Origin of the sequence: Arthrobacter liuii (assembly GCF_014639275.1) — a bacterium.
GTDB classification, from domain to species: Bacteria; Actinomycetota; Actinomycetes; order Actinomycetales; family Micrococcaceae; genus Arthrobacter; species Arthrobacter liuii.
The window spans coordinates 134,064-148,288 of the sequence record NZ_BMFW01000006.1; the positions used below are offsets into that span (position 1 = coordinate 134,064).

The following is a 14,225-nucleotide window of genomic DNA, read 5'->3' on the forward strand; positions in this document are numbered from 1 at the left end:
TTAGACTGCTCCCATGCCTATCGTTCCTGATGAAAAGGACTGGACCTGGGTCCTGTCCCGCCCCTGCCCGGAATGCAATTTCGACTCCTCCACCGCCACCCCCTCAACAGTCCCCGGAAGCATCGAAAGCATGATCCCCCGGTGGCTCGCCGTGCTCCGCCGGCCGGATGCGGCGGATCGCCCGGACGACCAGACGTGGTCCGCGGTGGAGTATGCGTGCCACGTGCGGGACGTCTTCACCCTTTTCGTCCAGCGGCTGAACCTGATGCTGACGGAGGACGGCGCCCGCTTCGCTGACTGGGACCAGGACCTGACAGCCATCGAACAGGACTACGCCAACGCGGACCCGTCGGCGGTTGGCCCCGAGCTGGCGGCGGAAGGACACGAGGCCGCCGAATCGTTCGCCCGGGTCCGGGAAGAGGACTGGGGACGCAGGGGGCTGCGCAGCAACGGTTCGGAGTTCACCGTCCTCACGCTCTCCCGATACTTCCTGCACGACGTCGTCCATCACCTGCACGACGTCGACGGCTAAGGGCACGGTTTCCTGCGCCCCAAGCCGCTGAGCCCTCAGTCCGCCAAGCCCCTCCCGGACCTAGCGGAAGGTTGCCAGTCGTCCCGCGGGCTGTTCGGAGGAGGCCGGGAGATCCAGCCGGGCATCATGGGCCTGGATGTCCGCAGGGTTGTGGGTGACCAGTACCACGGTGCGGTCCCGCAGTCCGGTGCGCAGGTCCGCCAGCATGGCGGCCGCCGATTCCGCGTCGAGGTGGGCGGTGGGCTCGTCCAGCAGGATTACCTCCGCACCTGTCAGCAGGGTTCGTGCAACGGCCAGGCGCTGGCGCTCGCCGCCGCTCAGGAAGGCACCGCCGGGGCCGATCCGGGTGTCCAGCCCCGACGGCAGGCGGCGCACCAACCCGGAAAGTCCGACGGCGGCGAGGACGGCTTCCAGCGCATCGTCCGCGGGCGCCGGTGCGCCATTCGCGGACGGCCGCCCCAGCAGCAGGTTGCCGCGGATGGTGGAGTCGAACAGGTGGGCCTCCTGCGGACACCACGCCGCCCGGCCGGTGACCTGCGCCTGTCCTGCCGCCGGCGGCAGGAAGCCCAGCAGCACCGAGAGCAGGGTGGATTTTCCCGAACCCGATGGCCCGGTAACCGCCAGCCAGCGCCCGGGCCCTGCCACCGCGTCGACGCCGGCGAAGACCAGCGGACCGTCAGGCCACGCCGCGGCCAGGTTCACCAGTTCAAGGCCTGGCGCCCGGCCGGGCCTGGCAGGGACGGGCTGCAGGCCATCGCGCGGGTCACGCTCATGCCCGGGCGTCCCGGCTGCGTATTCGCCGGTCCGTGATGGACCGCCCTCGAGGGCCCCGGACTCCCCCACCCGTCGCATGACGGCACGCAGCGCCGGGAACTGCCGTACCGCCGTCGTCATCGCTGCGTAGGGTTCCACCAACGCCAGCAGGAGGAGGACCACCACCGCCGCGGTGGCCGGGGCAACCCGGGCAGCCAGGACCTCGGGGCCCGCCAGCCAAGCAGCCGCAAGGGCAGCGGTTCCGCAGGCAGCGGTGGCGACGGCGTGTCCCAGCCCATCGGCCCAGGCTGAGCGCTGGGATGCCCGGGTGGCGTGCCGGTCCTCCGCCAGCACCGCCTCAAGCACGCGCGGCGCCACGCCGTTTGCGTGCAGTTCCGCCCGTGCGTCGAGGGCCGCGGTGATCCGGCGCAGGACGCCGGAGCGCAGGGACTGTTCGGCGCTGGCGGACTTGCGGTCGCCCCACAGGGCGGCCGTGGGCGCCAGCAGCAGGCCGCTGATGGCTGCGCAAACCACTGCTGGAAGGGCAGCCGGCACCAGGACGCCGGTGGCAGCCACCGCAAGCGCGGACACGGCAAGGGCCGTAACGGGCGGCAGGACCACGCGCGGCAGGAGGTCACGGACCGTGTCGACGTCGTCGATCACCGTGCCCAGCACGTTGCCGCCCTGCAGGAGCCGGCGCAATGACAGCGCCCTGCGGCTCAGGGACTCCCAAAGCCGGCCGCGAAGGCGGGTGAGGGCGGCGAAGACGGCATCATGCAGCAGCAGCCGCTCCCAGTACCGGAACACCGCCCGGCCAATGCCGAAGAAGCGCACGCCGACGATGGCGGTCAGGAGGTAGAGGATGGGCGGCTGCTCGCTGGCCCGGATGATGAGCCAGCCGGACAGGCCGGAAAGCGCGACGGCGAAGACGGCCGCCAAGGTGCCCAAGATGGCCGCGGCCGCGAATTTGCCCCGCACCGGCGCCAGGAGTGCGGCAAGGAGGCGGGCGGCGCCGGCGGGCTGACGGTCGGATTCGGTGAAACTGGTGTTGGCGGGGCTCTCTGTGTCGAGGCTGCCCGCGGAGTCGCTGGCTGTCCCGGCGCTGCCCGCAGCGGGGCCGCCTGTGATGCCGGTGCTGGCGCTGGCGGGCAGGAGCCCGGCAACGCTGCCATGGTGCTGCGCAGGCGTGGCAGCGTTGCCCGGAGGCAGCACGGGCACCAGCAGGTCGGCAAGCTGCCGGGTGCGCTGGTTGTGGGCCACCAGGATCAAGGTGACCTGGCCTCGAAGCCGGCGGATGGCGTCCTCGACGATGGCTGCCGAGGCGTCGTCCAGGTGGGCGGTGGGCTCGTCCAGCAGGAGGAGGGTGGCGCCGGCCTCGATCCGTGCCAGCCCGCGGGCCAGTGCCACGCGGCGCAGTTCGCCCGGGCTCAGCTCCGCCTGGTGCTTTCCTGCCAGATGCCCGGCTCCGGCGCGTGCCAGGCACCGGCGGGCAGCGTCTTCGGCGGCGAACCGGTCCGGGCCATGGCCGGACTCCGCGGAGAGGTACAGCAGCACCTCGTCCAGGACGGTTCCGGCCACCATGACGGGATGCTGCGGCACCCAGGCCACTGTGCTGCGGTCCAGGCCGCTTATGGATCCGGTGATGCGGGTACCGTCGCCGGTGCCGATGGTGCCGGCCAGTACGCCCAGCACGGTGCTTTTCCCGGCGCCGCTGGGACCATCCAGGGCGGTGATCCTGTCCTGGGGTGCTGTGAATGTGAGGGGCCCGACGGCGGCACCGGAGCGCCCTGCGTACGTCACGGTGAGTCCGGTGACCTCAAGCGGCGCGCCCGGCCGGCCGGCCTTGGCCGCGGGCAAGGGGGTTGCCTCGGGCGCACCGGTTACGGCGGCCGTGTCCGCGAGCGCCACCCTGCCGTCGTCGCTGGCGTGGTGGGCCGTGCCCAGCTCCCGCAGCGGAAGGTAGCAGTCCGGGGCCAGGAGGAGCGCCAGCAGCCCGGCTTCCAGCGGCATGTCGCCGTGGACCAGACGGACTCCGATGAAGACGGCCACCACGGCAACCGAAATGGTGGCGATGAGTTCCAGGGCCAGGGCGGACAGGAACGCGGTCCGCAGGGTGCCCATGGTGCGCGAGCGGTACTCCTCTGAGATTTCCTCCAGGGCCTTGCGCTGGGCGGTGGCACGTCCCAGCCCCACCAGGACCGGCAGGCCCTTGGCGAGCTCGAGCATGTGCGCGGACAACCGTGCCAGCGAAGCCTGTGCCTGCCGCACGTTGTCCCCGGTGTACCGGCCGATCAGCACCATGAACACCGGAATCAGCGGCACCGTCAGCACAATGACCAGCGCGCTCACCCAGTCCGCGACGAGGATCCGTGCCCCCAGCAGCAGCGGAACGGCGGCGCAGTTGACCAGCGCGGGAAGGAACTGCGTGTAGTAGCTGTCCAGGGCGTCCAGGCCCCGGGTTGCCAGCACCGCCAGGCCGCCGTCGCCGGGCCCCGTGCCGCGGGCGCCGGTGCGCAGGGCGCGCTCCAGCAGCTCCGCGCGGAGCTCTTCCTTGACCCCCAGGGCTGCGCGGCGGGCAGCGACCGCCTGGCCCCAGACGGTGAGGGACCGGAGGACGACGCCGGCAAGTCCGGCCTCGAGCTGGTTGGTCCAGTCGGGGTTCCCCGCCACGAGCCCGGCAAGGACGGAGGCCACCGCCTGGCCGATCAGGACCAGGGACAGGGCCTTGAGCGCGGCGAGGACTCCCAGCCAGTAGATGGCTGACCGGGTTGCCGGACCGGCGGGAAAGGTTGGCCGCACGTCAGCCCTTGGTGAAGGCCTTGACGGCCACCGCGGGAAGGAAGCTGTGGGCTTCCGGGATGTGGGCGGCACTGACGCGGCGGCGGAAGACCCAGTAGGTCCACGCCTGGTAGGCGATCACCAGGGGGAGGCCAAAGGCTGCCACGATGCTCATCAGCCCCAGGGTGTAGTCCGAGGACGAGGCGTTGGAGATGGTGAGGTCAAAGGCGCTGTCAAGGGTGGAGGGCAGCACCACCGGAAATACCGCGCCGAAGATGGCGGTGGTGCCCAGCACCAGGAAGGCGCCCAGGGCCAGGAAGGCCCTGCCCTCGGAGCCCTTCCGGGCCAGCAGCCAGGCGGTGGCGGCAGCAGCGACGGCCAGGACGACGGCGGCCCAGGTCCAGGGCTTTCCCTCCATGAACTGGATGGCGAGGGCCCACGCGGCAATCGGACGAACCACTGCCGGGCGCGGTGCCGGACCTCCCCGTCGGTCTTGAGGGCCAGGAAGGCCAGGGCGTGCAGCAGCGAGAAACCCACCACTGCGAGGCCGCCCAGCAGCGCGTAGCCGCTGAACCAGGCCATGGGGCCGCCTTCGCGGTCGCCGTTGGCGTTCAGCGGAAGCCCGGTGGTAGTGAGGGCAAGGGCGGCACCCACCCCGAAGGCCGCGAACAAGGAACCCAGCGCAATGGCCCAGTCCCACCGGTTACGCCAACTGTCCGTGTCCACCTTGCCGCGGTATTCGAACGCCACGGCGCGGAAGATGAGGGCCAGCAGGACCACCAGCAGGGGCAGGTAGAGCGCGGAGAACAGCGACGCGTACCAGAGCGGGAAGGCGGCGAAGGTGGCGCCGCCAGCGGTGAGCAGCCACACCTCGTTGCCGTCCCAGACAGGTCCAATGGTGTTCAGCAGCACGCGGCGCTCCGTGTTGTTGCGGGCGAAGAGCTTCATGAGCATCCCGACGCCGAGGTCGAAGCCCTCCAGGAAGAGATAGCCGGTCCACAGCACCGCGATGGCGATGAACCAGATGGTGGGAAGCAGTTCCATTGTTTGTTTCCTCTGCTCAGTCTTTGGAGCCGGGTGCGGTTAGTAGGCGAAGGCCAGGACGTCGTCGGCCGGTTTGGTTTCCCTGTTGCCGCCGGTGCCGGGCGTTTCGTCCTCGTTCTCGTCAGCCGGGGCATGGCCGAGCTCTGGCATCGCGGAAACGACGCCGCCGCGGATGTACTTGACCAGCAGTTTCACTTCCACCACCAGCAAGACGGCGTACACGGCCGTCAGGGCCACCAGCGAGGCGATCAGCTCCCCTGCGGAAACACCGGGCGACACGGCCGCGGCGGTGAACATGAACACCTGGTCGATGCCACTGGGATCGGGGTTGGGGGCCACCACGAACGGCTGCCGGCCCATCTCGGTGAAGATCCAACCGGCCGCGTTCGCGCCAAAGGGTGCCAGGATGCCGAAGACCGCGAGCCGCATGAGCCACCGGGACTCCGGTACGGTCCCTTTGCGGGCGAGCCAAAGCGCCACGAGGGCCGCCAGTGCGGCGAGGCCGCCGAAGCCGATCATCATCCGGAATCCCCAGTAGGTGACTTCCATGACGGGCACGTACTGGATTTCCTGGCCGGCGCGCTCGCCATAAATCGGGTTGTCCGGCAGGTTGGTACCGTAGTTTGCTTTGTACTCGGGCAGCAGGCTGTTGACGCCCTTGACCTCGGTGGTGAAGTCGCCCTTGGCCAGGAAGGACAGGATCCCCGGGACTTCGATCACGGCCACCACGTCGTCGCAGTTCTTGGATCCCACGTTTCCGACGCTCAGGACAGAGAAGCCCGTGCCGTCGTGGCAGGCGGCCTCCGCGGCGGCCATCTTCATGGGCTGCTGCTGGAACATCAGTTTGCCCTGGAGGTCGCCGGTGACGGCGGTGCCGGCGAATGAAATCATCGCCACCACGGCCCCGATCCGGAGGGACCGGATCCACACCTTGTGGTCGGCACGGTCGCGGCCCGGGATGCGCACGTCCTCACCGGGGATCACCCTGCCGTCGGCACCCACGGTGTCGACGCCGTCGTGCCGCCTCCGCCACAGGTGGTACCACGCGATGCCCAGGAGGAAGCCGCCTGCCACCGCAAGGGCACCGAACAGGGTGTGCGGGACGGCCACAAGCGCGGTGTTGTTGGTGAAGACGGCCCAGGCGTCGGTCATGACGGGCCGTCCGTTGATCATTTCCACACCCACCGGGTGTTGCATCCAGCTGTTGGCCACGATGATGAAGTAGGCAGAGAGCGCCGACCCTATGACGGCCACCCAGAGGCAGGCGAGGTGGATGGCGGGCTTGAGCTGCTTCCAGCCGAAGATCCACAAGCCCAGGAAGGTGGATTCCACAAAGAAAGCCAGCAGGGCCTCAAGGGCCAGCGGCGCACCGAAAACGTCACCCACGAAGCGGCTGTACTCGCTCCAGGCCATGCCGAACTGGAATTCCTGCACAATGCCCGTGGCGACGCCCATGATGAAGTTGATGAGGAACAGCTTTCCCCAGAACTTGGTCATGCGCAGGTATTCGGGCTTGCCGGTGCGGAACCAGGCGGTCTGGATGACGGCCACCACGAGGCCGAGACCGATGGTGAGCGGCACCATCATGAAGTGGTAGACCGTGGTGATACCGAATTGCCAGCGTGCGATTTCCAAGGCGTCCATGGCGGTCCCTACTGTTGGCCAATGCAGTCTTCTACGCTCCGTAGAACTGTAACTTCTACAAAGTGTAGAACATCATCTTCCCGGGCAAAAACTGATTCCCTCCTCCCAAGGATGGCGCGTCCCGGCCCGGGGCGCCACATGTTCTACCCGGTGTAGAAAGTAGAGCGGTTTCAAGGTAAATTTGATTCTGTAGTTGAACAACCGCGTGAAGTCATCGTCGCTGTGAAGCGTTCGGTGCGGGGAAATAGAGGAAAACTGAAATGGCTAGTCTTGGTGAACTGGAACGGGCAGTGATGGACCTGCTCTGGGCGGGCCAGGAAGCGGCTACGGCCAATACCCTGAGGGACCAGTTGGCGCGCACTTCTGCAGCACAGGGCGGACCGGGCCACGAAGGCAAGGAACTGGCCGTCACTACGGTGCTTACCGTACTTTCCCGCCTGGAGAAGAAGGGTTTGGTGGAACGCGAACGCGGAACCCGCCCGCACCGGTACCAGGCAGTGTCCAGCCGCGCAGACCATACAGCCGAACTCATGCATGAGGTCCTCGGTTCAGCCCCGGACCGCGAAGCTGTCCTGGCCCGCTTCATCGGGTCCGTGTCCGAAGGTGAAGCCGAAACGCTGCGCAAACTGCTTGGCCACCTCTAGCGCACCATGTTCTGGGCCTCATACCTGCTGGCGGTCCTTGCGATAATCCTGGCCTGGCCGGTGCCAATCCTCCTGTCACGGGCACAATGGCCGGCCAGGTCGCCGTTCACGGCAATGCTGTTATGGCAGGCAATCGCGCTCGCAGGTGGACTGTCCCTGATCGGCGCCATGCTGGTCTACGGCCTGGAACCTGTTGGGGACAACCTCATCGCCGGACTCCGGTCCCTGGCCGGGATGGTGCTTTTCAACGCCCCAACCACGGCACTGGGGTTCTGGCACATCTTTGCGCTGTCCGCTGCCGCCCTGCTGACCGCCCACCTGGTCTTTACGCTGCTGCTGACGTACTACAAAATCCAGCGGCAGCGGCGCCGGCACCGCGAACTGCTCGCGCTGCTGGCCTCGCCATCCGGGCAGGATGCGGGGACCCTGGTCATCAGCCACGACTCCCCTGTCGCCTACTGCCTTCCGGGGGGCGCCCGCTCAGTAACCGTCCTCTCGGACGGCCTCATGGCGGCACTCGAGCCCGCAGAGCTTCGGGCCGTCCTGATTCACGAGAACGCACACCTGAGCCAGCGGCACCACCTGCTGCTCTGGGCCTTCGCAGCCTGGCGGCAAGCCCTTCCGTGGCTCCCCACCACCCGGCTTGCCCAGGAGTCAGTGAACTCCCTGATCGAAATGCTTGCCGACGACGTGGCCCTGCGGACCGAGAGCAAGGCGACCCTCATCAAGGCAATCGCCATCGTTGCCAGCGGTTCGGCGGGTGCTGCGGGCGCCGCGGATCTCCGGCCGCCCAACCCCGCACTGGCCCTGTCCGGGCTGGAGGCAGCATCGGGCGGATCCGGCTCGGACGCCGTCCGGACCACAGCATCCCGGGTCAGCCGCCTCCTGACGCCGCAGCCCCAGCTTCCTGCCGCCGTCCGCAGTGCCGTCATGGCCGGCTGTGTCCTGCTGCTTGCCCTGCCCACCGCACTGCTTGTGGTTCCCGGGCTGCTCGGCTGAGCTGCCGCCGTCGTGCGGCGTCCCGCGGCGGCTAAGCCTGTCGAAACCCCGGCACCGTCACGCCCACCCGCCGTCCCACCGCCTGTCAGGCGTCGATGCGCTCCCGGTCCAGGCTCGATGCGCCGGCGATGATGAAGTCCTTGCGCGGCGACACGTCCGAACCCATCAGCAGATCGAAGATCCCCTCTGCCTGCTGCGCGTTTTCTATTCCCACCTTGCGCAGGGTGCGGTGCCGCGGATCCATGGTGGTCTCGGCCAACTGCTCGGCATCCATCTCCCCCAGGCCCTTGTACCGCTGGATCGGTTCCTTGTACCGTTTGCCTTCCCCGGCCAGCCGCGCCAGCAGGACATGGAGTTCTGCCTCGGAGTAGGTGTAGATCATCTCGTTGGCCTTCTGGCCGGCGTTGATGACCTCCACCCGGTGCAGCGGCGGAACCGCGGCGAACACCCTGCCTTCGAGGATCATGGGCCGCATGTAGCGGAAGAAGAGGGTCAGCAGCAGGGTCCGGATGTGGGCACCGTCCACGTCCGCGTCAGTCATGAGGATCACCTTGCCGTACCGGGCGGCGCTGATGTCGAAGCTGCGCCCGGAGCCGGCGCCCACCACCTGGATCAGGGCTGCGCACTCGGCGTTGGAGAGCATGTCCCCCACCGACGCCTTTTGGACGTTGAGGATCTTGCCACGGATGGGCAGCAGGGCCTGGAAATCCGAGGAACGGGCCAGCTTGGCAGTGCCCAGCGCGGAGTCGCCTTCCACGATGAACAGTTCGGAGCGTTCGACGTCGTCCGTCCGGCAGTCGGCAAGCTTGGTGGGCATCGAGGAAGTTTCCAGCGCGTTCTTGCGCCGTTGGGTCTCCTTGTGCACGCGGGCCGAGATGCGGGACTTCATCTCGTTGACGATCTTTTCCAGCAGCAGCGAGGACTGGGCCTTGTCGTTCCGGTTGCTGGAGGACAGCTTGGCGGAGATCTCGCGCTCCACCACCCGGGCCACGATGGCGCGGACGGCGCTGGTGCCGAGGATCTCCTTGGTCTGGCCTTCGAACTGCGGTTCGGCGAGCCGGACGGTCAGCACTGCCGTCAGGCCGGCAAAGATGTCGTCCTTTTCGATCTTGTCGTTGCCGGCTTTGAGCTTCCGGGCGTTTACCTCCACCGCTTTCCGGAAGGTTTTCACGAGGGCCTGCTCGAACCCTGACTGGTGCGTGCCACCTTTGGGGGTGGCGATGATGTTCACGAAGCTGCGCACGGTGCTCTCGTACCCGATGCCCCAGCGCAGTGCCACGTCCACCTCGCAGTCACGCTCAACCTCGGCCAGCTGGCTGTGCCCCCGTTCATCAAGGACGGGGACCGTCTCCTTGAACTTCCCGGAGCCGTGCAGCCGCCACACATCGGTGACGGCCGGATCCGCCGCCAGGAACTCGGCGAACTCGGAGATGCCGCCGTCATGGTGGAAGACCTCCTCGTGCGGGCCCGCCTCGCCCGGGGTCCCGGGCACTTTGCGTTCGTCCCGCACGGTGAGCTTGAGGCCGGGCACCAGGAAGGAAGTCTGGCGGGCACGGGCCACGAGGTCCTCGTAGGAGAACTTGGCGTCAGGGGTGAAGATCTGCCGGTCCGCCCAGTACCGGATGCGGGTGCCCGTGACGCCGCGCTTGGCTTTGCCCACGACGTCCAGCACAGAGTCTGAAACGAACGGCGTGAACGGCGCTGCCGGGTCCAGCCGGGACCCGGTGTCCTTGAACCGTCCGGGCTCGCCGCGGCGGAAGGACATCCTGTAGGTCTTGCCGCCGCGGTCCACTTCCACGTCCAGCCGGGAGGACAGCGCGTTGACCACTGACGCACCCACACCGTGCAGGCCACCGGAGGCCGTGTAGGACCCGCCGCCGAACTTGCCGCCGGCGTGGAGCTTGGTGAACACCACTTCGACGCCGGTGAGCCCGGTCTTTGGCTCCTTGTCGATGGGAATTCCGCGGCCGTCGTCGTGGATCTCCACTGAGTTGTCCGCATGGAGGATGATGCGGATGTCGTGGCCGAACCCTGCCAGGGCCTCATCCACGGAGTTGTCGATGATTTCCCAGAGGCAGTGCATCAGACCACGTGAGTCCGTTGAGCCGATGTACATGCCCGGGCGCTTGCGGACGGCTTCGAGGCCTTCCAGTACGGAGAGGTGCCGGGCGGTGTACTCAGAGCTTGGTGCCACTGGTTATGAACTCCTTCTGGGACGTGGAAGCGGCGCTGGGACCGCACCTTCCAGCGTAGTCGGCGCCGGCGGTGACCGCCGTCTGCCACACCTTGAGCAGGTGTGCGGCGCGCCACCAAGCCCCGTGATTGGCGGAACTTGGCGATTCTTGACTGAACCTTGCGGATACGCGCACAGCGAACTTGCCCCATCCTTGCGATGGTTTGGATACGAATGCTGGTTATATAGACGTACTGATCTACTAAGGAGGCCGATATGACAACAGCAGTGGCAGACCGCACACTAAACGCACTCGACCGGTGCGACCGGTGCGGAGCCCAGGCATATGTCCGGGTTGTACTCGAGTCCTCCGGCGGTGAGCTGTTGTTCTGCGGCCACCACGCCCGTGCAGTCGAGGCAACGCTGAAGCCGTTGAGCTCCGACTGGCACGACGAAACGGGAAAGCTTCACGAGAAAGCTGTCGTGGAAATCGACTAGATGAGGCATCGGTAAGCGAACCTGCGGGACCCTTCCACCACGGAAGGGTCCCGCAGCCGTTTAAGGACCTCCAGGTCATCGGGCCCACCCCACGTGAACGCACGCAGGCCCGGCCAGCGGCCAAAGACAACAGGGGCCGTTCCGGACCCACCTTGAGTGGATTCGAAACGGCCCCTGTCCCGTGCGTGGTTTCGCGGAGCGGAGGACCTAGTCCAGGTAGTCCCGCAGCACCTGCGACCTGGAGGGGTGGCGGAGCTTGGACATGGTCTTCGATTCGATCTGGCGGATCCGCTCACGGGTGACGCCGTAGACCTTTCCGATTTCGTCTAAAGTCTTCGGCTGTCCGTCAGTCAGGCCGAAGCGCATGGCGACCACGCCGGCCTCGCGTTCGGAGAGGGTGTCCAGCACAGAGTGCAACTGCTCCTGCAGGAGGGTGAAGCTTACGGCGTCAGCCGGAACGACGGCCTCCGAGTCCTCGATCAGGTCACCGAACTCGGAATCGCCGTCCTCGCCCAGGGGAGTGTGCAGCGAAATCGGCTCGCGGCCGTACTTCTGGACCTCGACGACCTTTTCCGGGGTCATATCCAGTTCCAGTGCCAGTTCTTCGGGCGTGGGCTCGCGGCCCAGGTCCTGCAGCATCTGGCGCTGGACGCGTGCCAGCTTGTTGATGACCTCAACCATGTGCACCGGAATACGGATGGTGCGGGCTTGGTCGGCCATGGCGCGGGTGATGGCCTGCCGGATCCACCAGGTTGCGTAGGTGGAGAACTTGAAGCCCTTGGTGTAGTCGAACTTCTCCACGGCACGGATCAGGCCCAGGTTGCCTTCCTGGATCAGGTCCAGGAACAGCATGCCGCGGCCGGTGTAGCGCTTGGCCAGGGAGACCACCAGGCGCAGGTTGGCCTCCAGCAGGTGGTTCTTGGCGCGCTTGCCGTCGTGGATGATGAATTCGAGTTCCCGCTTGTACTTCGGATCCATCGACCCGTCGTCAGCGGCGATCTTTTCCTCGGCGAACAGACCGGCTTCGATCCGGAGTGCAAGGTCCACTTCCTGCTCGGCGTTGAGCAGTGCCACCTTACCGATCTGCTTCAGGTAGTCCTTGACGGGGTCAGCCGTGGCACCGGCAGACATGACCTGCTGCACGGGGGCGTCATCGTCGTCGGCATCGGAGTAGACAAAGCCCTTGCCGCTGCCGGCGGCACCCTTGGCGGTATCGGCGTCGGCGTCCTCTGCTGCATCCGGGCCTTCAAGGGCGATGTCGTCGAGGTCTTCCTCGACTTCTTCGGCCTCGTCCGGGTTAACGTCACCGGCGGCAGACTTTCCTGCAGCCTTGGCGCCGGGCTTGGGCCCACGCTTCTTGGGCTCGCGCTTGCCGTCCGCTGCAGCTTCGCCGGCCGAAGCCTTGTTGGCTGCCCGCGTAGCTGCCCGCTTGGCATTGGTCGCGGCCTGCTTCTCCTCAGGGGACAAGACATCCTGGGCGGCGGAATCCTTCTTCGTGGAAGACGGGGTCACAGAAAACCTTTCTAGCGGTGGTCTGTGGAATCACCATACGGGCAACACCACTATGACCCTGTCAAGTCCGTGATGAAAACCAAGCGCCACCACGGCCGGCAGAGTCACTTAAGACAACTCCCGGAGCGGCTGTAATGTTCCCTTGCGGGGACGGCTACAAGCACTCGATACACGGACCCAACCGGGTCTCGGCATCTATTGTCTCATGATTTGCCCGGATCCGGCCTCCCCCGCCCCTATCCGTTCCGGCTGCCTGGCCTACCCACCCCCGACGATCCCGTGACCGCCGCCCGTCAAGGTGTCGGCCTGCCGCTTACGGCGCCTCCCTCCCCCGTGGGATCCTCCGGGAACTTCTGCCAGGCCGCTTCCTTCCGCGCGGCCCAGCCACAGAGTGTTCCCCTGCCCACGAGATCCAGCAGGAGTTCCGCAAGCCGGTACTCCGGCTCCAGTTCCAGGGCCTGGCCCAGATAGGCAGCCGAGTAGGAGCCTCGGCCCCGGCACCACGCCACCCAGCCACGGAGCGTCAGCGCCGCAGCGGCCGGACGCCCTCCCAGCGCAGCCAACTGCCCGAGAATCCGGTCGAGAACGTCAAGGCCGGCCCAGTCGGGCACGTCCGGTGCCACGCCCATCAGGACCTCGCCGTAGCCGGCAGGAACGGAGCCGGAAACTGTAGTGCAGCCATAGCTCCCGCCACGCACCTTGGGTGTGCCACGTGCTGCTCCGGCCACCTCCATGCCACTTCCCGGAATTCGAGGTTGCCGGCCTGTTGGTGCCGCCGGAGGCAACAGCGGCAGCGGCACCACCGAAAAGTCCGTGCCGTCGCCACTTCCGTCCGCAAGGACGCCGTACTCTTCGGCGCCGGCCTCTGCAGCGTTCCGTCCGGCTGCGGCCATGACCAGCACTGCGTCGCGCCAGGTGGGAACGAGCAGCGTGGCGCGGAGGAAGGCGTCACGTTCGACGTCCGGTATCCACGGCCCGGCCTGGGACCGGTCCAGCAGTGCCTCCCAGAAGTCAAGGACCGCGTTGAACTGCGCCCTGCTTCGGGACCGCCCGCCAAGCTCCTCCTCCCAGCCGCACTGCGCCTCAAGGACGGCGGCCAGGTGCATGGCGGGAACCGGAGATGGCTGCGCGCTGCCGGCCCGTGGAGCCGGTCCGACGCTGCTGCCCCGGTACACCATCTCGGTGTTCAGCATGCTGTCCCTGATCTCGTGCACGGGCCGCCCCGGCAGCGGGCAACACGAAGCATCGGCGCATAAAGCGTCGCGCCAGTACTCCTCCCCCACGAACCAGGCGCTGCGGACGGGCATCCCGGCCTGGTCCAGGGCAGACTGCACCACGGAGATCAGAAGGTCGTAGGCGGACGGCGGGGCCATTCCAGCATCGCTGGTGAAAACGGCAAGCAGGGCGCCGTCGGCATCCTGGTCCGACTCCAGGTAGCGGCGGACGGCACGGGCGAACTCCGCCGGTTCGGCCTGCACCTCCCGCCCCGGCAGGTCAAGCCGCAGCGTGGCGCCGAGCCTGGTGCCGTGCAGCGTCATGGCCACCATGCTGGAGGCCGGCCAGTACCCCAGGGAATGTGGAATGAAGCCAAGAATGTCTTCCGGCCCGCGGACTGTTAATCGTTCTGAAGCTGTCATGGCTCCAGCAT

At 67.3% G+C, this 14,225-nt stretch carries 9 protein-coding genes and 1 pseudogene; 4 read left to right on the forward strand and 6 right to left on the reverse strand.

Features of this window, described 5'->3' with window-relative positions:
• The first annotated feature begins 13 nt into the window (after positions 1–13).
• On the forward strand, positions 14–532 hold the full coding sequence (locus IEW19_RS09560) for a DinB family protein (RefSeq protein WP_188571397.1): 519 nt from the start codon (positions 14–16) through the stop codon (positions 530–532).
• A gap of 60 nt (positions 533–592) precedes the next feature.
• On the opposite strand, the gene cydD is transcribed toward IEW19_RS09560, so the two are convergent.
• The 3 genes and pseudogenes from cydD to IEW19_RS09575 all read right to left on the reverse strand — a co-directional run bounded on the left by cydD (position 593) and on the right by IEW19_RS09575 (position 6,751).
• Positions 593–4,084 (reverse strand): thiol reductant ABC exporter subunit CydD, encoded by a 3,492-nt coding sequence (gene cydD, locus IEW19_RS09565; protein ID WP_188571398.1) that lies wholly within the window; start codon positions 4,082–4,084, stop codon positions 593–595.
• A 1-nt stretch (position 4,085) separates the two neighbouring features.
• Positions 4,086–5,107, reverse strand: a pseudogene (gene cydB / locus IEW19_RS09570) (cytochrome d ubiquinol oxidase subunit II).
• A 39-nt stretch (positions 5,108–5,146) separates the two neighbouring features.
• Positions 5,147–6,751: a cytochrome ubiquinol oxidase subunit I gene (locus tag IEW19_RS09575; protein ID WP_188571399.1), complete on the reverse strand. Its 1,605-nt coding sequence runs from the start codon at positions 6,749–6,751 to the stop codon at positions 5,147–5,149.
• A 260-nt stretch (positions 6,752–7,011) separates the two neighbouring features.
• On the opposite strand from IEW19_RS09575, the gene IEW19_RS09580 reads away from it, so the two are divergent.
• Together IEW19_RS09580 and IEW19_RS09585 are read left to right on the forward strand one after the other, a co-directional pair.
• Complete coding sequence (locus IEW19_RS09580) at positions 7,012–7,395, forward strand: BlaI/MecI/CopY family transcriptional regulator (protein ID WP_018769682.1); 384 nt, start codon at positions 7,012–7,014, stop codon at positions 7,393–7,395.
• A gap of 6 nt (positions 7,396–7,401) precedes the next feature.
• Positions 7,402–8,394, forward strand: a complete 993-nt coding sequence (locus tag IEW19_RS09585; RefSeq protein WP_188571400.1) for a M56 family metallopeptidase — start codon at positions 7,402–7,404, stop codon at positions 8,392–8,394.
• Between the two features lie 85 nt (positions 8,395–8,479).
• On the opposite strand, the gene IEW19_RS09590 is transcribed toward IEW19_RS09585, so the two are convergent.
• The gene (locus tag IEW19_RS09590) at positions 8,480–10,588 is read right to left on the reverse strand and encodes a DNA gyrase/topoisomerase IV subunit B (RefSeq protein ID WP_188571401.1); all 2,109 of its coding nucleotides are present in this window, start codon (positions 10,586–10,588) and stop codon (positions 8,480–8,482) included.
• 255 nt (positions 10,589–10,843) lie between these two features.
• On the opposite strand from IEW19_RS09590, the gene IEW19_RS09595 reads away from it, so the two are divergent.
• The gene (locus IEW19_RS09595) at positions 10,844–11,065 is read left to right on the forward strand and encodes a DUF7455 domain-containing protein (RefSeq protein ID WP_139028897.1); all 222 of its coding nucleotides are present in this window, start codon (positions 10,844–10,846) and stop codon (positions 11,063–11,065) included.
• 207 nt (positions 11,066–11,272) lie between these two features.
• Here IEW19_RS09595 and IEW19_RS09600 read toward each other — a convergent pair whose 3' ends face one another.
• Together IEW19_RS09600 and IEW19_RS09605 are read right to left on the reverse strand one after the other, a co-directional pair.
• Entirely contained in the window at positions 11,273–12,577 is a 1,305-nt protein-coding gene (locus tag IEW19_RS09600) for an RNA polymerase sigma factor (protein WP_188571402.1), read from the reverse strand.
• 293 nt (positions 12,578–12,870) lie between these two features.
• Complete coding sequence (locus IEW19_RS09605; protein ID WP_188571403.1) at positions 12,871–14,214, reverse strand: DUF4192 family protein; 1,344 nt, start codon at positions 14,212–14,214, stop codon at positions 12,871–12,873.
• Positions 14,215–14,225: the final 11 nt, after the last annotated feature.